Genomic DNA, 19348 nt, shown 5'->3' with positions numbered 1-19348 from the left:
CCCTACACGGGCCGACCTGGGGGCGCCGAGCCTGCTCAGCGGCGACGCCGTGAACGCAGGTAATCGCCGACGACGGCGGCGCCCAACCCGTCGAGATCGGGTACCACCACGCGACCCTCGACGCGGCGCGCGACCTGATCGATGAACTTGGCCAGTCCGGGATCGCTGCCCAGCCGGAAGATCGTCACCTGTGCACCCAGGCCCGCCATGTCGTCAAATCCCTTGACCGTGTGGGCGATCGTGCGAGGGTGGGGCGGGTAGTCGAAGAAGACTGACGAGCCCTCGCCGTCGAAGTCCTCCAAGTGTGCGGTGGGTTCACCGTCGGTTACCACCAGCAGCACCGGTTGGGCGTTGGGATGGCGCCGCAGATGCCTGCCTGCCAGCGCCAGCGCATGGTGCAGGTTGGTGCCTTGCTCGTAGACACCTTCCAGACCGGTCAGCTCGGCGGTGGTCACGGTGCGCGCATAACGGCCGAAAGCAATGATCTGCAACGCATCCGAGCGAAACCGCGTACTGACGAGGTGGCTCAGCGCCAGCGCCGTGCGCTTCATCGGCAGCCACCGGTTCTCCATCACCATCGAGAAGGAGGTATCGACCAGCAGCGCCACCGCGGCCTGCGTGCGCGTCTCCGTCTCGGAGATCTCCACGTCTTCGACGGTGAACTTCAACGGCATGTCGACGCCGCCGGTGCCGGCCTGACGCAGCACTGTGTTCGTCAAGGTGCGGGTGACGTTCCAGGGTTCGGTGTCGCCGAACGCCCATGGCCGCGTCGCGCCGGTCAGCTCACCGGCCGCACCTGCCCGACGGGTGTCGCGTTCGCCGTGTCGTCCTGAAAGCTGTTGCGCCACATCACGTAGCGCGGCCTGACCAAGCTGGCGCATCGCTTTGGGCGACAGCCGCCACTGCCCGTCGGAACCGCGGTCCAGGAACCCCTGGTCCATCAGCGCCTTCTCGAGCTCGGCCAACGTCTTGGCGTCCACAGCGGCTTCGTCACCCAATTGGCGGGCGAGCATGTCCAGGTCGACGTCCTCCATGGTGGCGCCTGCGTAGCTCTGCGAGAGCGCCTCGGCCAGCTCCTCAAGTTCGGCGATGTCGGCCATCGCCTGGGTGCCTTCGCCCATGCCCATCGGGTTGTCACCGGAGAACCGCGACGAACCGTCCCAGTCCTCACCGGGCCGCGCAGCCTGTAGGTGGCTGTCGAGCCGGTTGAGCGCGTTCATCAGCGACGGTGAGCCGAATGCCTGCTGTGCCAACGCATCCAGCTCGGCACGCTGATCAGGGGACAGGCTGTTGCGGAAGCGCTGCGCGGCGGCGGCGCGCTTGGCCAGAGAATCCAGCAACTCCTCGACATTACGCGGGTTCTCGGGGAAGAACTCGCCGTGTTTGTCCATGAAGTTCTGGAAGTCTTCTTGCGAATCCTCACCCTTGGCGTGCTTGTCGAGCAGGTCGTTGAGATCGTCGAGCATCTCGTTGACACGTTGGCGGTCTTCATCGGTGGCGTTCTCCATCGCCTGCTTCATGCCGGCGAATCGCTGGTCGAGCATCTCGCGTCCGAGGAGATCCTTGATCTGGTCGTATTTTTCGCGCGCCTCTTCACTGCGCCAGTCGTAGTCGGAGAGTTCTTGCACGGCCTTGGCCGGTGAGGGCGGCAACGACTCGATACGCATCTCGTTGAACCGTGCGTCGTCGTCGAGCGCTCTGGCCAGCTCCTTGCGCTCGGCGAGCACCGCTTCGTCGAGCAGTTTCTTTACTTCTTGCAGCGTGCCGTCGAGGTTGTTGCGCTGCAACAGTTCCCGGCGACGACGGTTGGCTTCGGCGGCGAGCTTGTCGGCGCCCCGCATGTTCTGCGTGCCACGCCGCATCAGCTCCGACAGTGCGCGCCGCGGCGAACTGCCCTCCATCACGTCTTGCCCGATCTGTTCGAGCGCCTCGCGCAGGTCGACCGGCGGCGCCAGCGGGTCGGGCCCGCCGGTGTATCGCGAATACCGCGAAGTGCGTTTAGCCATAGACGGTTTCGCCTTCTGAAGACACCTTGTCGATCCGCTTCGCCAGATACAGCGCCTCGAGCGCCAGTTCGACCGCAGCCGCGCGCTGCCCGTCCGTCGTCGCGTCGAGCCGCTTCTGGATCTCCGCGATCGCCGGAACCTCGGGCACCGCGGCCAGCACGTCACGGGAGGACACGCGCTCACCGGTGGTAACCGCAGAACCGTTCTCGATCGCGACCACCAGCGGACCGACGTCGATGCCGCCGAGCAGCTTCTGCGCGGTGTCCGCGGTGGCGCGGCGCAGTAGGTGTTCGAGCACCGCTTGCTCGCGGCCCTCCTCACCGGATTCGAATTCCAGCTTGCCGCGCAGCACGTCGATCACCGTCGACAGGTCAACAACCCGTGCGACCGGGTCCGCCTCGCCGAGGATCGCCGAGCGGTGACGCGCCGACGCGGCGACTGTTTCGGCGGCCGCGATCGCGAAGCGCGCCGACACACCGGAACGCTGGTCGATGGACCGCGACTCGCGCAGGTAGCGGGCAAACCGCGCGAGCGCCTGCACCAGATACTCGGGCACCTCCGCCGCCAGATGCGCTTCCTGCCGGATGACACCGACCTCAGCGTCGAGCTCATACGGGTAGTGGGTGCGGATCTCGGCGCCGAAGCGGTCCTTCAGCGGCGTGATGATGCGGCCACGGTTGGTGTAGTCCTCGGGGTTGGCGCTGGCGACGACGACCACGTCCAGCGGCAGCCGCAGCGTGTAGCCGCGCACCTGGATGTCGCGCTCCTCCATCACGTTCAGCATCGACACCTGTATGCGCTCGGCGAGGTCGGGCAGCTCGTTGATCGCGACGATGCCTCGGTGCGCTCGAGGGATGAGGCCGTAGGCGATGGTCTCCGGGTCACCGAGGCTGCGGCCCTCGGCCACCTTGATCGGGTCGATGTCGCCGACGAGGTCGGCCACGCTGGTGTCCGGGGTTGCGAGCTTCTCGGTGTAGCGCTCGCTGCGGTGCCGCCACTCGATAGGCAGGTCATCGCCGGAGTCCGCGGCCCGGCGGATCGACTCGGGGGTGATCGGCGAGTACGGATGCTCATTGAGTTCGGAGCCGGCGATCACAGGCGTCCACTCGTCGAGCAGGCCGGTCAGCGCGCGCAGCAGCCGCGTCTTACCCTGGCCGCGTTCACCCAGCAGGACCACGTCGTGCCCGGCGATCAGGGCACGCTCGAGCTGCGGAATCACGGTGTCCTCGAAGCCCAGGATCCCTGGCCAAGCGTCGCGTCCCTCGGCCAGTGCGGCCAGCAGGTTCTCGCGGATTTCGGCCTTGACGCCCCGCTCGACGTGACCGGAGGCCCTCAGCTCTCCGACGGTTCGAGGCAAATCGTTAGGTGATGTCACCACTCCACGCTACGACGTGTCCTGCGAGCGTGCGTGTCCCCGGTCGACACGCCGCCAAAACGTCAGATTTCGCGCACGCTCAGGACGTGCATAGATGCGTTGACAGTGGGCACTCTCCGATGAGTAGTCCGAAGAGGAGATACCGCGATGCCAAACCCGTCGATCAAGAACGAGAAGCTGTACGAGGACCTGCGCGACCAAGGCAACTCGAGGCAGAAATCCGCCAGGATCGCCAATGCGGCCGCGGCCCGCGGCACGTCCGCCGTCGGTCGCAAGGGCGGGAAGTCCGGCTCGTACGACGACTGGACGGTTACGGACTTGAAGAAACGCGCAAAGGAAATCGGCTTGTCGGGCTACTCCTCGCTGACCAAGTCCAAGCTGATCGACAAGATTCGCAACTCCTAGCGCGAACGTGGGTTACCCACGCACGCTTTCGCCCCAGCGGCGTGCGGGTAACCCACGTTCGGCGGTGACGACTCAGTGCGCGAAGTGGCGTGCTCCGGTGAGGTAGAGCGTGATGCCCGCCTTGGCGGCTGCCGCGGTGACCTCGTCATCACGCACGGAACCTCCCGGGTGCACGATCGCCTTCACACCGGCAACCGTGAGCACCTCAAGACCGTCGGGGAACGGGAAGAAGGCATCTGACGCCGCGACGGCACCCTGCACGCGATCGCCTGCCCGCTGTACGGCCAGCTTGGCCGCGTCGACCCGGTTGACCTGACCCATGCCGACCCCGACGGTGGCGCCGTCCGCGGCGACGACGATCGCGTTCGATTTCACCGCACGGCACGCCAGCCACGCGAACTTCAGGTCGGCCAGCGTCGCCGGGTCGGCGGGTGAGCCGGTGGCCAGTTCCCAGTTCGCGGAATCGTCGCCCGGCGCGGTGAACTCGTCGCGCTGCTGGATCAGCAGGCCGCCGCTGATCTGGCGGAACTCGGTGCCGCCCTGCTGCGGTTCGGACGCCAGGAGCACCCGGATGTTCCTCTTGCGCGCAAGCACTTCCACGGCACCCGACTCGTAGGCGGGCGCGATGATCACCTCGGTGAAGATGTCGGCCACCGTCTCGGCCATCTCGACGGTCACTTCGGTGTTGGCCGCGATCACTCCACCGAACGCCGACAGCGGATCGCATTCGTGGGCCTTGCGGTGCGCATCGGCCACCGACACCGACGAGATCGCGATTCCGCACGGGTTGGCGTGCTTGATGATCGCCACGCAGATCTCTTCGTGGTCGAAGGCGGCGCGCCAGGCGGCATCGGCATCGGTGTAGTTGTTGTAGGACATCTCTTTTCCGTGCAGCTGCTGCGCCTGGGCCAAACCCGGCCAACCCGAGTCGTAGCGATACAGCGCGGCCTGCTGGTGCGGATTCTCGCCGTACCTCAGCACGGCTTCGCGGCGATACGTCGCACCGGTCCACAAGGCTAGCGACGGCGGGGCCGCATCACCTTCGGACGCGAGCACCGACGACATCCACGCCGCGACCGCGACGTCGTACTCGGCGGTGTGCCGAAATGCCAAAGAGGCCAGCTTCTTCCGCTCCTCCAGCGTGAATCCACCGGAGCGGACTGCGGCGAGCACACCGTCGTAGCCCAGCGGATCGACGACCACGGCGACGCTGGGGTGGTTCTTGGCGGCGGCGCGCACCATCGACGGACCGCCGATGTCGATCTGCTCGACGCATTCGTCCTCGCCCGCGCCGGAGTCGACAGTCTGGGTGAAGGGATAGAGGTTGACGACGACCAGCTCGAACGGCGCGACACCGAGTCCGGCGAGCGCTGAAACATGTTCGGGCTTGCGCTGATCGGCGAGCAGCCCGGCGTGCACGTGCGGGTGCAGAGTCTTGACCCTGCCGTCGAGCACCTCGGGAAACCCGGTGACCTGTTCGACGGATGTGACCGGAACACCGGCGCCGGCAATAGTTTTCGCTGTCGAGCCAGTAGAGACGAGTTCGACGCCCGCCTCGTGCAGGCCGCGCGCGAGATCGGCGAGACCGGTCTTGTCGTACACGCTGATCAATGCGCGCCGGATAGCCCTACGGTCAGTCATCCTATGGTCGCCTTTCGTCCGTTCCAGGTCACGCCACGGGTTGCCACCGCGGCCAGCACGTCCACCAGCAGTCGCCGTTCGACGACCTTGATCCGCTCGTGCAGGGAGGCTTCGTCGTCGTCGTCGAGCACCGTTACGGCCTCTTGGGCCAGCAACGGACCGGTGTCGGTGCCCGCGTCGACGAGGTGCACGCTGCACCCCGTCACCTTTACTCCGTACTCCAATGCGTCGGGTACTGCGTGCGCCCCCGGAAACGAGGGCAATAGCGCCGGATGGGTGTTGATGATCCGGCCCATGAAGCGCGAAAGAAAATGAGGCCCAAGAATTTTCATGAATCCGGCGGCGACGATCAGGTCGGGCTCCTGGGCCGCCGTCGCCTCGGTGATCGCGGCGTCCCAGGCCTCGCGGTCAGGGTGGTCGCGCAGCCGCACGCTATAGCTGGGCACCGAGGCCGCGGCGGCGATGTCGACGGCCGGGCAGTCGCGGTCCACACCGACGGCGACGATGTCGGCCGGATAGTCGCCGCCGGTCGCGTCGAGCAGAGATCGCAACAGCGAACCGGTGCCCGAAGCCAGCACCACAACACGTGCCGGCACCTTCGGGGGCACACGAAGCGGTTGCTGCACGCCTGGCAGCCTAATCGTCGCGGTTGGGCGCTCGGTCCGTGGTCGTGCCCGGCGTGCCTTGATCGTCTGGAAAGTCGTCGACAACGAAGTGGTCCTCGGGGTCTCCGAAGTCCTCCCTGGGCTCGCGCCGGGTCAGCGGAGCGGCGTCCGCGGGCTCGTCATAGGGGTCATCGTCGGCGTGCGGTTCGATGTCGTCGACGGCCGGCTCGGGCGCGAAAGCGGGCTCGAACTCGCTATCTGGCTCGGCGTCGAAAGCGGGCTCGAACTCGGGCTCACCCTCGGTTTCGGCCTCGTCCTCGATTTCAGACTCACCCTCGGTTTCGAGCTCGCCCTCGGTCTCGAGCTCAGCCTCGGTTTCCGACTCACCCTCGGTCTCGAGCTCAGCCTCGGTCTCAGGTTCCGGTTTGGGTTTCGGCACCCGGACCCGCCGCGCGATGCCACCCGTCATCGCCACGGTCAGCGCCCCGATGCCGACGAACCACAGGAACACCGCGGGCCCGAACGTGGCCTGGTCGACGCCGACGTCGCCGAAGTTGCCGAGCCGGCCGCTACCGGCGTAGCCGAGCACCACCATGATCAGCGCCGCGATCGCGGCCGCGACGACGAGCTTCGCGATCGCCGGCAACAATGGCAGCGGCCGTCGCGCCGCCTGTTGGCCCAGCGCCACCCCAGACACCGCGCCGACGATCAGCAGCGCCACCCATATCGGGCCCAGCGGTGGGGTTGGCACAGCGGCCAGCACCGGCAGCGCAGGGATGTCGCCACCGAACACGGTGAACGAGCTGAACGTCGCCAGCCCGATGTGTGCGCTGGACCCGACGGCGACCGCAGCCGTCCCGACCAGCACGTTGGGGATGTACAGCACGGACAGCAGCGTTAGGCTGAACTGCCCGAACACGGAGTCGGTGATCCCATACAGATCGTGCATCGTCGCCCAGTGCACGATCATCGAGCCGGTCATCACGACACCGGAGAGCCCCAGCAGCGCCAGCACCCCTGCGCTGGCGGCGCGAAATGCGTCGGGCAACCACGCGGGCAGGGGCGAGTCAGCCAGGACTCGCCGTCCGACGCGCGATCCGACCCCGATTGCCGCGCCGGCCGCGTGCACCGCCGCCACGCTGCCGAATGCGCGCAGGGCGTCCGGCGTCTGAAGCTGGGAGAGCACCGAAGCCGCATCGTGCACGATCGCCAGCGAGATTGCCGCGATCAGCAGCGGGCCGCCGAGAGCCGATGCGACGACCCATCGCGTCACGAACCAGGAACCCTGCGGCGACGTGGCGCCTGCAGTCGTACGTGCGGTTCCCCACACCATCGCGAGCATGGGCAGCAACGGCATCACGCCGAGCTCGCTGCCACCGATCGAGATCGGCACCATGTGCACGGCGAGCCACATGCTGGTGATCGCGCCGAGGGCGCCGGTCATGTCGCTGTTGGCGATCAGAAGCTGCAGCAGGACCACTGCGGCGATGACGCCCAGCGCCACGATGGACGGCCCGAACGCGACCCGAAGCAGCTCACGCGCCTGGCGTGTGCCGACTGGCCGGTTTTCCACTAAGGCCGCTCCTCGCAGACGCCCACCACCTCACGCGCGCGAAGTTTGACGCACGCGCGGCTCAGACTACGACGGTGGGGGGCCCGACTGCGTGGAAGACGCTCCCGATTGCGGAGGCATCTGTGCCTGAGTGGTCGGTGCCGAGCCTGACGGCGGCTGCCCGAAGGTCGGGAATCCGGTCGGAGGGGTCGGCGGCCCGCTCTGCTGGCCACCGGGTTGGCCGCTGGAGTATCCCCCGGTCGCCGGGCCGCCACCGGAGTAGCCGCCGTATTGCGACGGATAACCGGGACGCTGCGACAGACCCTGCTGGTGCTGCTGCGGCGGGCCTCCGTGCTGTTGCTGCTGTCCGTAGTACGGCGCGCTCGGGCCGCCGTACTGGCCGTACTGCTGGTCATACCGGGGTGCCTGCGGCGCAGGCGGGGTGATGATGCCGGCATCGAACAACAGCACCGCCACGGCCACAATCGCCTGGAACATGCTGAACGCGATGATTAGGTAGAGGCCCCAATCAATGGACACCCCTTCTGGCGCAGTCAGCACGATCGCTATCACCAGGAGGAACGCCAGCACCGACAGCACCGCGATCGCTGCGGGCAGCAACTTCTGCTTCGGCAGCAGCGAGACACCCGCGATCAGCGCGGCCGCGATGGCCGCGACGACACCGAGATCCAGCAGCGTCGGCGTGAAGTAGTCCGCGCCTGCCGTGAACAACGGTCCGAAGCTCGACAGGTACACGCCCAGGCCGAGGACCGCGACGGCGATGGTCAAGTACATCGGCAGCTGGCTCGGACCCGCGGGGCCGGCAGCTGGACCGGGCTCGGGCGCCCTGCCGAACTGTTGCGTCGGCGCCGCAAATTGCGTAGTCGGTTGCTGGGCGGGCGGGTATCCGGGATTGCCGGACGGACCTTGGGGGTACGACATGACCTCTCCTGTGCTGGACGGCTTCGGACCCACGCTAGCGCACTCCCGGTCACAGCGACGCCAGCAAGGGTTCCGCTGCCGGGCCCTCCCCTGCATGCCTTTCTGTCAGCTCGATTTCACGAACCAACGGCAGGACGTGCGAACCGAAGTATTCGATCTCCTCCTGGAAGTGCAGGAAGCCACCGAGAATCAAGTCGACGCCGCGTTTGCGGTATGCCGCAATACGTTCCGCGATCTGTTCCGGTGTGCCGATCAACTGCGTGCGGAATCCGTCGTTGTACTGGACCAAGTCCTCGAACGTCGAGTCTGCCCACATGCCGCGACGGTCGGACGTCGAGTTGCCCGCCTGCTGCACGGCGGCGTGGAATCCCTCCACCGCCGGACGATTCGCCTTCGCGATGATTTCCTTCAGCGTCTCTTTTGCTTCTTTCTCGGTGTCCCGCGCGATGATGAAGCCGTTGAGTCCTACGCGGACCTCGCGGCCCACGTCGCGGGCGTGGTCGCGCACCTCGACGACCTGCTCGGTCAACCCGTCGAAGTCCTTGCCGTTCGAGAAGTACCAGTCGGAGTAGCGGCCGCCGTTGCGTCGTGCGGCCGTCGAATTGCCGCCCTGGAAGATCTCGGGATTCGGTCGCTCCGCGGTGTTGACGGGTTTGGGCTTCAGGGTGAAGTCGTGAATGCGGTAGAAGTCGCCGCGGAAGTCAACGTCGTCTTCGGTCCAGATCTTGCGCAGTACCTGCAGGAACTCCGCGCTGCGACGGTAGCGTTCGTCGTGTTCGAGCCACGGCTCGCCCAAGTGGGTGAACTCGTCCTTGAACCAGCCCGACACCACGTTGACGGCGAAGCGGCCGCCGGAGAGCTGGTCGGCGGTCGCCCCGAGTTTGGCCAGCACACCGGGCTGCCACAGACCGGGATGGACGGCGGCGATGACCTTGAGTCGCTGCGTGGCCAACAGCAACGCGAGCGAGAAGCTGGTTGATTCGTGCTGATACTCCGCGCCGTAGCTAGCTTCATAGCGGACCTGGGACAGCGCGTACTCGAAGCCGTTGTTCTCGGCGGTCTGCGCGAGCTTCGCGTTGTACTCGTAGTTCCAGTCGGTGCGCTGCTCGATATCGCTGGTGACCAGGCCACCGCTGACGTTGGGCACCCAATAGGCGAACTTGATCTGATCGGCGATGCGTTCTGTCGTCATGCTGACCCATCCCATCGCCGAGTCGACGTGAGGTCATCGGTATGGATCGTGATGAAGGAAAGGAAGGGGTTTTCGACCCCGGCGTTGCCCTTCGCACTAGAACACGTTCTAATTCTGGTATGGACTACGGGCTCGTACTTTTCACCAGCGACCGGGGCATCGACCCCGCATCGGCCGCCAAACTCGCCGACGAACACGGCTTCACCACGTTCTACGTGCCCGAACACACGCACATCCCGATCAAGCGCGAGGCCGCCCATCCCACCACAGGTGACGAGTCACTGCCCGACGATCGCTACATGCGCACCCTCGATCCGTGGGTGTCGCTGGGCGCTGCCTGCGCGGTCACCTCTCGCGTGCGGCTGTCGACGGCTGTCGCGTTGCCGGTCGAACACGACCCGATCACGCTGGCGAAGTCGATCGCCACGCTGGACCATCTCTCCGGCGGCCGCGTGTCACTCGGTGTCGGATTCGGCTGGAACACAGACGAATTGGCCGACCACAACGTTCCCCCGGGCCGGCGCCGGACCATGTTGCGCGAATACCTGGAGGCCATGCGCAGCCTGTGGACCGAGGAGGAAGCGTCCTACGAGGGCGAGTTCGTGAACTTCGGCCCCAGCTGGGCCTGGCCGAAGCCCGTGCAGTCGCATATCCCGGTGCTGGTCGGCGCGGCGGGCACCGAGAAGAACTTCAAGTGGATCGCGCGCTCGGCCGACGGCTGGATCACGACTCCGCGTGACTTCGACATCGACGCCCCGGTCAAGCTGCTGCAGGACACCTGGGCGGCGGCCGGACGTGACGGGGCGCCCCAAATCGTGGCGCTGGACTTCAAGCCCGACCCCGACAAGCTGGCCCGCTGGGCCGACCTCGGGGTCACCGAGGTGCTGTTCGGCCTGCCGGACAAAGGCGAGGCCGAGGTGGCGGCGTACGTCGAGCGTCTCGCGGGAAAGCTCGCAGCACTCGTCTAGGGGTCGCATCCAACGTGCGTCCATTGCGAAAACTCACCGACACTTTCGCAGTGAGCGCACGTTCGGTGCACGCCTAAGGGCTAGGCCGGCGTGGCGGTGTTCTTCTTGCCGTCCGACGTCACCGAAATGGCCGTGCCGATCGGATCGCCGTCGGTCATCAACGCCACCAGTGCCTCGTCCTCGGTCAGCGCCATGAACCGGCTGCCGTCGGCGTCGAGGCGTCCGATGATGACACCGGTCGTGACAGGCCAGTCGTAGCGCACCGAGTAGGTCTCGATCGTGCCGCGCCCCTCGGCGTTGCGGGTGACCGCGACCGTGGGCAGCGCGGCGATGTCCTCCTGAAGTGCCTTGCTGCGGTCGGCGACCCAGTCGGCGGGCTCGGTGGAGTAAACGCCGACCGAGTACTTGCTCATCACTCCGCCGTTGGCCCCGACGAGACCGAATGCACCTGGCTTGGCACGCATTTCAGCAACCGTCTCGGCGATACCGTGCAGCGAGTAGCTGTTCCCCGGACCGCCGAAGTACGGCAGGCCGCCGGTGAGCGTGAAGCCACGCGGATCGTCGGGCGCGAGGCCGAAGTCATCGAGCACCGTGAAGACGGGAAAGGGGAAGCAACTGTAGAGGTCGAAGGTCGCCACGTCGTCGATGCCGATTCCGGCCACCCGAAGCGCTTCTGCCACAGCCTGTTTCGCCGAGTAGCTCACGCTGACGTCGACACGGTCGAGCAGATCCTGCTCGGTCTGGTCGGCGTGGCCGCGCACGTACACCCACTTGTTCTCGGCCACACCGAGGCGACGGGCGGCGTCCACCGACATCAGCACTGCGGCTGCACCCTGGTTCACCTGATCACGGGCGACCATCAGGCGAGGGTAGGGATCGCAGATCATCCGGTTGTCGTCAGTGACGGTGATCAACTCGTCGACGGTGCGTTCGGTCGGCGAGGACGAAAACGGATTCTTGGCAGCAACTTTGGAGAACGGTGAGAACAGTTCCGCCATCTTGCGGCGGTAGTCGTCGACACTGATGCCCAGCCGGGCGCGGCGAGCGTTGTCCAGCAGACCGTACTGAACGGGTGCGCCGGTCAACCCGTGCGTCGCGGTGTATTCGCTCATGTACTGCTCGAAGCCGTACCCGCGGTCCTCGAGCTGACCGCCGACGGTCTCACTGTGGTTCGGCTTGTCGTCGCGACGCGCGAACGTCCGCAACGTGGATCCGTTCTCCGAGCCGACGATGAGCGCTGTCTCGATCTCGCCCGCGGCGATCGCTGCGGCGAACTCGTTCACCAGCTTCTGCGGGCCGTTGCCGCCGATAGGCTCGAGCACCGCGCGAGCGGGGTCGGCGCCGATGCGCTGCGCCACCGAGCGCAGGTAATTGTCGGAACAGCCGAGCGGCGGCTTCTCGAACGGCGTGCAGATCTCGAACTGCCGCAGTCCGACGAACACCTCGATGGCCTTGGCCACGGCGTCGGCGTCAACACCCGTGTCAGCCAGGGCGGCCTGCGCCGCCTCCGTCGCCAGCTCCACCGCCGACATGCCGCGGTAGGAGGGGTCGTCGATGCGCTCGGTGAACTGGCCGACGCCGACCAAGACCGGCGTGCGCGGATCCACGGTCATTACAGACCTCCTGACGAGTGTTAATTCGTCAGGCTAATCGACTTCTAGAACGTGTTCCAAATTTTGCGGCGCACGTCACCCGCCGAAAACGAAACTGCGGACAGGTCGCGGATTCGAGCCGAATCGCGATCTGTCCGCAGTTTCGTTTGAAAACTAGAGGCTTTGCAGGATCTCCCTGGCCAGGCGTGCGGTCTCCGAGGGAGTCTTGCCCACCTTCACGCCTGCGGCCTCGAGGGCCTCCTTCTTGGCCTGCGCGGTGCCCGACGAACCCGACACGATGGCGCCGGCGTGGCCCATGGTCTTGCCTTCGGGTGCCGTGAAGCCCGCGACGTAGCCGACGACCGGCTTGGAGACGTTGGCCTTGATGTAGTCGGCGGCGCGCTCCTCAGCGTCGCCGCCGATCTCACCGATCATCACGATGACCTTGGTGGCGGGGTCCTTCTCGAACGCCTCGATCGCGTCGATGTGGGTGGTGCCGATGACGGGGTCGCCGCCGATACCGATGGCGGTCGAGAAGCCGAAGTCACGCAGCTCGAACATCATCTGGTAGGTCAGCGTGCCGGACTTCGACACGAGACCGACCGGACCGGTGCCGGTGATGTTGGCGGGCGTGATGCCTGCCAGTGCCTCACCCGGCGTGATGATGCCCGGGCAGTTGGGGCCGATGATGCGGGTCTTCTGACCCTTCTCGACGTTGTAGGCCCACGCATAAGCGCTGTCCTGCACCGGAATTCCCTCGGTGATGACGACCAACAGCGGGATCTCGGCGTCGATGGCCTCGATGATCGCGTCCTTCGCGAACTTCGGCGGCACGAAGACGACGGACACGTCGGCGCCCGTCTCCTTCATCGCATCGGCGACCGTGCCGAACACCGGCAGCTCGACGTCGTTGCCGTCTTTGTCCTTGTGCGACACCGTCGTTCCGGCCTTGCGTGCGTTGACGCCGCCGACCAGCTGGGTGCCCGCCTTGAGCATCAGCGCGGTGTGCTTGGTGCCCTCGCCACCGGTGATGCCCTGGACGATGACCTTGGAGTCCTTGTTCAGAAAAATCGACATTTCAAGCGTCCCTTACTTGTTCGCCAGCTCGGCGGCTTTGTCAGCGCCGGCGTCCATGGTGTCGGCCTGGATGACCAGCGGGTGATTGGCCTCGGCGAGGATGCGGCGGCCCTCTTCGACATTGTTTCCGTCGAGACGGACGACCAGCGGCTTGTTGGCCTCGTCACCGAGAATCTTCAGCGCGTTGACGATGCCGTTGGCCACGGCGTCGCAGGAGGTGATGCCACCAAACACGTTCACGAAGACGCTCTTGACCTGAGAGTCGTTGAGAATGACGTCCAGACCCGCGGCCATCACCTCAGCCGACGCGCCGCCACCGATGTCGAGGAAGTTGGCCGGCTTGACGCCGCCGTGCTTCTCCCCCGCGTAGGCGGTGACGTCCAGCGTCGACATGACGAGCCCGGCGCCGTTACCGATGATGCCGACCGAACCGTCGAGCTTGACGTAGTTGAGATCGTGCTCCTTGGCCTTGAGCTCCAGCGGGTCGGTCGCGTCCTTGTCTTCGAACTCCACGTGACCGGGCTGCCGGAAGTCGGCGTTCGCGTCGAGGGTGACCTTGCCGTCGAGGGCGAGGATCTGGTCGTCGGGGGTACGCACGAGCGGGTTGACCTCGACCAGGGTGGCGTCCTCGGCGACGAACACCTCCCACAGCTTCTGGATGGTGACTGCGGCCGCGTCGAGCACCTCGGCGGGCAGATGGCCCTGCTCGGCGATCGAACGGGCGGTGGCGAGGTCGACACCCTTGACGGCATCAACGGGCACCTTGGCGAGCCGCTCAGGCTTGGTCGCCGCGACCTCTTCGATCTCCATGCCGCCCTCGACCGAGCACATCGCCAGGTAGGTGCGGTTGGCGCGGTCGAGCAGGAAGGAGATGTAGTACTCCTCGGCGATGTCGCTGGCCTCGGCGACCAGCAGCTTCTTGACGACGTGGCCCTTGATGTCGAGCCCGAGGATGTTCTGCGCGTGCGTGAACGCGTCCTCGGCAGTGGCGGCGTACTTCACGCCGCCGGCTTTACCGCGTCCGCCGACCTTCACCTGCGCCTTGACCATGACCGGCTTGCCGATTTCCTCGGCGATCGCCTTGGCGTCCTCGGCGGACGTGGTCACCCGGCCTGGCGTGGTGGGCACGTTGTGTTTCGCGAACAACTCTTTGGCTTGGTATTCGAAAAGATCCATGGGCTCTGAAACATCCCTTGTCTGTGAAGCGTGTCTGTTTGAGCATTGAAGTCGAAGGTTTGGGCCTCACGGGCTCGGGGGAACTTTATCCACACGAGGTTGAGACCTCAGAACCGCCCACCTGTCATGTGGTGGATCTCACCGCCGTGCACTAGTGAGACATGTCACATTCCGCGGCGGAATACCTCCTCGGGTTGCCACCAACATTGGGATTTGGTTAACGTGCCTTTGGTCCGCGTTGGTAACGAATAGATCACAGGCAAAGGGACTTTCAGGTTGGCTCAGCACCGTTCGTCACGATCTCCGGCAGGAGTGTCGACGAATCGGCAAATCATCGGGCGAGCCCACGAACGACCCGCAGAAGTCACGGACATCATTCCGTTCAACGAATTCGGCGACTTACCTGATCTCGGGGCTGAGCTGGACTTCAATCAAAACAGCGCCTTCGATCGCGAAGCACAGATCATTCACGCTCCCGAGCTCGACGATCTGCACGACACCGACGATCAGCTACCACAACGACTGGCCGTTCCTTCCGAATTCCGCCGCAATCCGCGCGACGAACGGCGTTCATCTCACGCTTACCGCGACAGCCACACCGACGTCAGCGACGGCGCCGCCGCGACCGACATCATCGCGATCGCCCGTGGCGGCGCACACCGCAAGCAGGAAGTACCCGTCAGGGGCCGCTTGATGGTCGCAGCGATGGCGGTCGGCGCCACCGCTGCCGGCGCGTACACGATGGCCAACGCATCCGATGCCACGTCCGCCACCGTCCTGGCGGCAGACCAGGATGTCCTCGCCGGCGGCACGATCACCGGTTCGACCGACGGCATGCAGATCGTGTCCGTCTCCTCGACGTTCGATTCGGCCGTGCATGCCGAGGAGGTCACCAAGGCCTCTGCATTCGCGCAGGAGCGCGCCGAGCGCGAGGCCCGCCTGCAGCGCCCGATGTTCGTGATGCCCACCAAGGGCGCGTGGACGTCCGGCTTCGGTTACCGCTGGGGCGTGCTGCATGGCGGCATCGATATCGCCAATTCCATCGGCACTCCCATCCTCGCGGCCTCCGACGGCGTCGTCATCGATGCCGGGCCCACGGGCGGCTACGGAAACTGGGTCAAGCTGCGGCACTCCGATGGCACCGTGACGCTCTACGGTCACCTCAGCGCGTGGAACGTCGAGATCGGGCAGCGCGTCTGGGCAGGTGACCAGATCGCCAAGATGGGCAACACCGGCAATTCGACCGGGCCGCACCTGCACTTCGAGGTTCTTCTCAATGGGACCGACCGCGTCGACCCCGTCGGCTGGCTGTCGAAGCGCGGACTCTCCCCGTCCGCTTACTCTGGCTAAGTGGCCAGTGGCAGTGAAAGTGACAGTGACGCACCAAGCTCTGCAGGCATAATCCGTCGCCATCCCACCGGCGAAATGCCCGTCAGTGCGGATCCGCAGACATCCATCATTCGTCGCCACCCCACCGGGGAGTTTCCCGCCGCACCTGCCGGCTCCGACCCGCAGACGACCCACATCCAGCCCGACGGCGCAGATCCGCAGACCAGTCTTATCCCGCGCGCCAGGCCCTCGGCGGTGACGCCGAAGAACCCGTGGCCCGATCCGCGGCCCGCGATCGCGACGGCCATCTTCGCCATCGTCAGCGGCTGGGCGACGGCAGTCATCGCCACCGACCTGATCACCGGGTGGTGGGAAACCGACCTGCTGTTCTGCGTTGCCATCGCGTTTCTGACAGCCATCTCCGCAGCGGCCCTCATCGCGGGGCTGATCGGACTGCTGCTACGCCGACGGGCGAGCCGCCTGCTGATCATCGTCGGCGCCGTCGTCGCGCTGCTGATCTTCTCGAGCCTGTTCGTCGCAGGCGCCCGACTACCGACGATCGTCTACGCAATTCCGGCGCTGCCGCTGGCCACGATCGCGTTCGCGTTGCTACCGGCGACGGCGCGGTGGGGGCGCAGCAGCGGTTAGAGCTTCGACACCGGCGCGTGGTTGTGCATCAGCTTCACCCGGCCCGAACTGCCGAAGTCGATCAGCGACATCGCCGATTCGCCGACGCCGGACACCTCCTCCACGCGACCGAGGCCGTACTTGTCGTGGTTGACCCGATCGCCGGGCTCGAGCACGAGCAGCGGCCGCTTGCCCGCGCCGGACCGCGTGGGCGACGGCCTTCTCATTTCGGGTGTCCCGAACCGACCCGCCCCACTGACCGGTGCGGGCATCGACGGGCCCGGGTCAGTACGCCGCCAGTCGATCAGGTGCTGCGGAATCTCTTTCAGGAAGCGGGATTCCGGGTTGAGCATCGGCTGACCCCACGACGACCGGATCTTGGCCCGGCTGAGGTAGAGCCGCTGACGGGCGCGGGTGATGCCGACATAGGCCAGCCGTCGCTCCTCGGACAGCTCGGTCGGATCGCCCAGCGCCCGCATGTGCGGGAACATGCCGTCCTCCCAACCCGTCACGAATACCACGGGAAATTCCAGGCCCTTGGCGGTGTGCAGCGTCATCATCGTCACCACACCCGCACCGTGCTCGGGTAGCTCGTCGGCGTCGGCGACCAGCGACACCCTTTCCAGGAATTTGGCGAGCACCCCGGTGTCGGGAATATCCTCGTCCTCGGGCTCGTCGAGCGCCTCGGCGTTGGCCAGGTCAGTACTGAATTCGTGTGCGACGCTGACCAATTCGTTGAGATTGTCGAGCCTGGCGAGGTCCTGCGGGTCACTCGACGATTCGAGCTCGGTGCGGTAGCCGGTGCGATCGAGCACGGCCTCGACGAGCTCGCCGAGTTCACCGTCGAGGCGTCCACGCAATTCATCCATCATCTCGACGAAGCTCGCGATGCACTTCTCCGAGCGGGTGTTCAGCATCGGAACCCTGCCCTCGGCGGCGGCCTGCAGCGCGTCGTTGAAGCTGCCTCCGGTGTTCTCTGCGTACACCGCGACGCACGCTTCGGCACGGTCACCGATACCGCGCCGCGGCGTGTTCAGAATGCGCCGCATGCTGACCGAGTCGCCGGGGTTGTCCAGCACCCGCAGGTACGCGACGATGTCACGGATCTCCCTGCGTTCGTAAAAGCGAACGCCGCCAACGACTTTGTAGGGAATACCGGCCCGGATGAACACTTCTTCCAGGGCGCGCGAGGAGTTGTTGGTGCGGTAGAACACCGCGACATCGTTGTAGGAGATGTCGCCGCGATCGGCCAGCGCGTCGATCTCCCCGGCGACAAACCGCGCCTCGTCGTGCTCGTTGTCGGCGACGTAACCGACGATCAGCTCGCCCTCGCCGGAGTCGGTCCAGAGTCGCTTCTCCCGGCGACCGGCATTACGCGAGATGACAGAGTTGGCCGCGGACAGGATGTTCTGCGTCGAGCGGTAGTTCTGCTCCAGCAAAATCGTTGTCGCGTTGGGGAAGTCGCGTTCGAAGTCCTCGATGTTTCGAATGGTGGCGCCGCGGAAGGCGTAGATGGACTGGTCGGCGTCGCCGACGACGCACAGTTCGGCGGGTGCGACGCCGTCTTCGGTTTCTCGGCCGACCAGCTCACGCACCAGGACGTACTGGGCGTGGTTGGTGTCCTGGTACTCGTCGACCAGGATGTGCCGGAACCGCCGCCGGTAGTACTGCGCGATCTGCGGAAAGGCTTGCAGCACAGCGACTGTCTCGCCGATGAGGTCGTCGAAGTCGAGTGCGTTGGCGGCCCGCAGGCGCCGTTGGTACTCGCCGAAGACCTCGGCGATGATGCGTGGCAGCTCCTCGCCGGCCTCCGACGCCTCGGCCGCCGCCTGTTCGGGGCCGATCAGCTCGTTCTTGTGGTTGGAGATGCCGTTGGCCAGCAGCCGCGGCGAGTACCGCTTGGTGTCCAGCCCCATGTCCTTACCGATCATCATCAGCAGCCGACGCGAGTCGTCGGAGTCGTAGATCGAGAAGTTCGAGTTGAGCCCGGGCAGCAGCGAGGCCTGGTTGCGCAGGATCCGCACACACGAGGAATGGAAGGTGGAAATCCACATGTTTCTGGCCCGGGGACCCACCAACGACACCACCCGCTCACGCATCTCGGCGGCTGCCTTGTTGGTGAACGTGATGGCCAGCACCTGCCCGACGCCGACTTCACGCGCGGCGAGCAGGTAGGCGATGCGGCGGGTCAGCACGGCGGTCTTACCGGACCCGGCACCAGCGACGATCAGCAGAGGCGTGCCCTCGTGGAGCACCGCCTGACGCTGCTGGGGGTTGAGCCCGTCGAGGAGTTCGTCGGCCTCGGAGGCTATCGAGGAGGGGCTAGAAGATGGAGACATATCACCCCCGAACTTACCGCTGTCCAGCGACATCTTTGCGTCGGCGCGGCCCTAGATGGCACACTCCATACGTGCTCATGCAGCAAGGACGATTTTTCTACGGGTACCGCCCTGAGGTGCCCGTGGTCTAGCTGCTTCATAGAGCCCCGCGGTCCGCTTCTGGATCCGGGGCTCGTCTCTTGTGTGAGGCCCGAAACCGGACGGATCAGTCCCCACACCAAAGAGAATGCGGAGAACACCCCATGACAATTCAGCCGATCGAAGTCGAACAGTTGCCAGACATAGACGACCTGCGTCAGGAAATCGACCAGTTGGACGCAACCATCCTGGAAGCGGTGAAACGCCGCACCGAGGTGTCCAAGCTCATCGGTAAGGCCCGGATGGCCTCAGGCGGCACCCGCCTGGTGCACAGTCGCGAGATGAAGGTCATCGAGCGCTACAGCGAACTCGGACCCGACGGCAAGGACCTGGCGATGCTGCTGCTGCGCTTGGGCCGCGGCCGCCTCGGCCACTAGTCCATCC

General features: G+C 65.9%; 16 protein-coding genes. 5 read left to right on the top strand and 11 right to left on the bottom strand.

Annotated features, from left to right (window positions below):
- Positions 1 to 35: 35 nt before the first annotated feature.
- Together ACIA48_RS23290 and ACIA48_RS23285 are read right to left on the bottom strand one after the other, a co-directional pair.
- Positions 36 to 2006 carry a VWA domain-containing protein gene (locus ACIA48_RS23290; RefSeq protein ID WP_396737084.1) on the bottom strand — a complete coding sequence of 657 codons (1971 nt, stop codon included), beginning with the start codon at positions 2004 to 2006 and terminating at the stop codon, positions 36 to 38.
- Complete coding sequence (locus ACIA48_RS23285) at positions 1999 to 3381, bottom strand: sigma 54-interacting transcriptional regulator (RefSeq protein WP_396737081.1); 1383 nt, start codon at positions 3379 to 3381, stop codon at positions 1999 to 2001. The genes ACIA48_RS23290 and ACIA48_RS23285 overlap by 8 nt, the downstream gene beginning before the upstream one ends.
- A gap of 147 nt (positions 3382 to 3528) precedes the next feature.
- Between ACIA48_RS23285 and ACIA48_RS23280 the strand changes: the two genes are divergently transcribed.
- Positions 3529 to 3786 carry a Rho termination factor gene (locus tag ACIA48_RS23280; RefSeq protein ID WP_396737079.1) on the top strand — a complete coding sequence of 86 codons (258 nt, stop codon included), beginning with the start codon at positions 3529 to 3531 and terminating at the stop codon, positions 3784 to 3786.
- 72 nt (positions 3787 to 3858) lie between these two features.
- Here ACIA48_RS23280 and purH read toward each other — a convergent pair whose 3' ends face one another.
- The 5 genes from purH to sfnG form a co-directional block, all read right to left on the bottom strand.
- Positions 3859 to 5427 (bottom strand): bifunctional phosphoribosylaminoimidazolecarboxamide formyltransferase/IMP cyclohydrolase, encoded by a 1569-nt coding sequence (gene purH, locus ACIA48_RS23275; protein WP_396737076.1) that lies wholly within the window; start codon positions 5425 to 5427, stop codon positions 3859 to 3861.
- Positions 5424 to 6053, bottom strand: coding sequence for a phosphoribosylglycinamide formyltransferase (gene purN, locus ACIA48_RS23270; protein ID WP_396737073.1), 630 nt, complete (start codon positions 6051 to 6053; stop codon positions 5424 to 5426). The genes purH and purN overlap by 4 nt, the downstream gene beginning before the upstream one ends.
- A 10-nt stretch (positions 6054 to 6063) precedes the next feature.
- Positions 6064 to 7605 (bottom strand): DUF6350 family protein, encoded by a 1542-nt coding sequence (locus ACIA48_RS23265; protein ID WP_396737070.1) that lies wholly within the window; start codon positions 7603 to 7605, stop codon positions 6064 to 6066.
- A gap of 66 nt (positions 7606 to 7671) precedes the next feature.
- The gene (locus ACIA48_RS23260; RefSeq protein WP_396737068.1) at positions 7672 to 8526 is read right to left on the bottom strand and encodes a DUF5336 domain-containing protein; all 855 of its coding nucleotides are present in this window, start codon (positions 8524 to 8526) and stop codon (positions 7672 to 7674) included.
- Positions 8527 to 8575: 49 nt separating this feature from the next.
- Positions 8576 to 9718, bottom strand: a complete 1143-nt coding sequence (sfnG, locus tag ACIA48_RS23255) for a dimethylsulfone monooxygenase SfnG (RefSeq protein WP_396737065.1) — start codon at positions 9716 to 9718, stop codon at positions 8576 to 8578.
- 119 nt (positions 9719 to 9837) lie between these two features.
- On the opposite strand from sfnG, the gene ACIA48_RS23250 reads away from it, so the two are divergent.
- A complete protein-coding gene (locus tag ACIA48_RS23250; RefSeq protein ID WP_396737063.1) occupies positions 9838 to 10686 on the top strand; it encodes an LLM class F420-dependent oxidoreductase in 849 nt (282 codons plus the stop codon).
- Positions 10687 to 10766: 80 nt separating this feature from the next.
- Here ACIA48_RS23250 and ACIA48_RS23245 read toward each other — a convergent pair whose 3' ends face one another.
- The 3 genes from ACIA48_RS23245 to sucC all read right to left on the bottom strand — a co-directional run bounded on the left by ACIA48_RS23245 (position 10767) and on the right by sucC (position 14531).
- Positions 10767 to 12299, bottom strand: a complete 1533-nt coding sequence (locus ACIA48_RS23245) for an acetyl-CoA acetyltransferase (RefSeq protein ID WP_396737060.1) — start codon at positions 12297 to 12299, stop codon at positions 10767 to 10769.
- A 153-nt stretch (positions 12300 to 12452) separates the two neighbouring features.
- Positions 12453 to 13355, bottom strand: coding sequence for a succinate--CoA ligase subunit alpha (sucD, locus tag ACIA48_RS23240; protein WP_396737057.1), 903 nt, complete (start codon positions 13353 to 13355; stop codon positions 12453 to 12455).
- Between the two features lie 12 nt (positions 13356 to 13367).
- Positions 13368 to 14531, bottom strand: coding sequence for an ADP-forming succinate--CoA ligase subunit beta (sucC, locus tag ACIA48_RS23235; protein ID WP_396737054.1), 1164 nt, complete (start codon positions 14529 to 14531; stop codon positions 13368 to 13370).
- Between the two features lie 276 nt (positions 14532 to 14807).
- Between sucC and ACIA48_RS23230 the strand changes: the two genes are divergently transcribed.
- Together ACIA48_RS23230 and ACIA48_RS23225 are read left to right on the top strand one after the other, a co-directional pair.
- On the top strand, positions 14808 to 15881 hold the full coding sequence (locus ACIA48_RS23230) for a M23 family metallopeptidase (protein WP_396737051.1): 1074 nt from the start codon (positions 14808 to 14810) through the stop codon (positions 15879 to 15881).
- 75 nt (positions 15882 to 15956) lie between these two features.
- Complete coding sequence (locus tag ACIA48_RS23225) at positions 15957 to 16508, top strand: hypothetical protein (protein ID WP_396738434.1); 552 nt, start codon at positions 15957 to 15959, stop codon at positions 16506 to 16508.
- Here the strand turns inward: ACIA48_RS23225 and pcrA are convergent.
- On the bottom strand, positions 16505 to 18826 hold the full coding sequence (gene pcrA / locus ACIA48_RS23220) for a DNA helicase PcrA (protein WP_396737048.1): 2322 nt from the start codon (positions 18824 to 18826) through the stop codon (positions 16505 to 16507). The two genes, ACIA48_RS23225 and pcrA, sit on opposite strands and share 4 nt — an antisense overlap.
- 179 nt (positions 18827 to 19005) lie before the next feature.
- Between pcrA and ACIA48_RS23215 the strand changes: the two genes are divergently transcribed.
- On the top strand, positions 19006 to 19341 hold the full coding sequence (locus ACIA48_RS23215; RefSeq protein WP_396737045.1) for a chorismate mutase: 336 nt from the start codon (positions 19006 to 19008) through the stop codon (positions 19339 to 19341).
- Positions 19342 to 19348 lie beyond the last annotated feature (7 nt).

It is taken from the genome of Mycobacterium sp. NPDC051804 (assembly GCF_044452905.1).
Classification (GTDB): Bacteria; Actinomycetota; Actinomycetes; order Mycobacteriales; family Mycobacteriaceae; genus Mycobacterium.
This window is presented reverse-complemented; position numbering and strand designations above follow the sequence as displayed.

Coding starts and splice junctions, on each gene's coding strand:
- ACIA48_RS23245 (WP_396737060.1), bottom strand. CDS start 12,299: ATGACCGTGGATCCGCGCACGCCGGTCTTGGTCGGCGTCGGCCAGTTC.
- sucC (WP_396737054.1), bottom strand. CDS start 14,531: ATGGATCTTTTCGAATACCAAGCCAAAGAGTTGTTCGCGAAACACAAC.
- ACIA48_RS23250 (WP_396737063.1), top strand. CDS start 9,838: ATGGACTACGGGCTCGTACTTTTCACCAGCGACCGGGGCATCGACCCC.
- purH (WP_396737076.1), bottom strand. CDS start 5,427: ATGACTGACCGTAGGGCTATCCGGCGCGCATTGATCAGCGTGTACGAC.
- ACIA48_RS23225 (WP_396738434.1), top strand. CDS start 15,957: ATGCCCGTCAGTGCGGATCCGCAGACATCCATCATTCGTCGCCACCCC.
- pcrA (WP_396737048.1), bottom strand. CDS start 18,826: ATGTCTCCATCTTCTAGCCCCTCCTCGATAGCCTCCGAGGCCGACGAA.
- ACIA48_RS23280 (WP_396737079.1), top strand. CDS start 3,529: ATGCCAAACCCGTCGATCAAGAACGAGAAGCTGTACGAGGACCTGCGC.
- ACIA48_RS23290 (WP_396737084.1), bottom strand. CDS start 2,006: ATGGCTAAACGCACTTCGCGGTATTCGCGATACACCGGCGGGCCCGAC.
- ACIA48_RS23260 (WP_396737068.1), bottom strand. CDS start 8,526: ATGTCGTACCCCCAAGGTCCGTCCGGCAATCCCGGATACCCGCCCGCC.
- sucD (WP_396737057.1), bottom strand. CDS start 13,355: ATGTCGATTTTTCTGAACAAGGACTCCAAGGTCATCGTCCAGGGCATC.
- sfnG (WP_396737065.1), bottom strand. CDS start 9,718: ATGACGACAGAACGCATCGCCGATCAGATCAAGTTCGCCTATTGGGTG.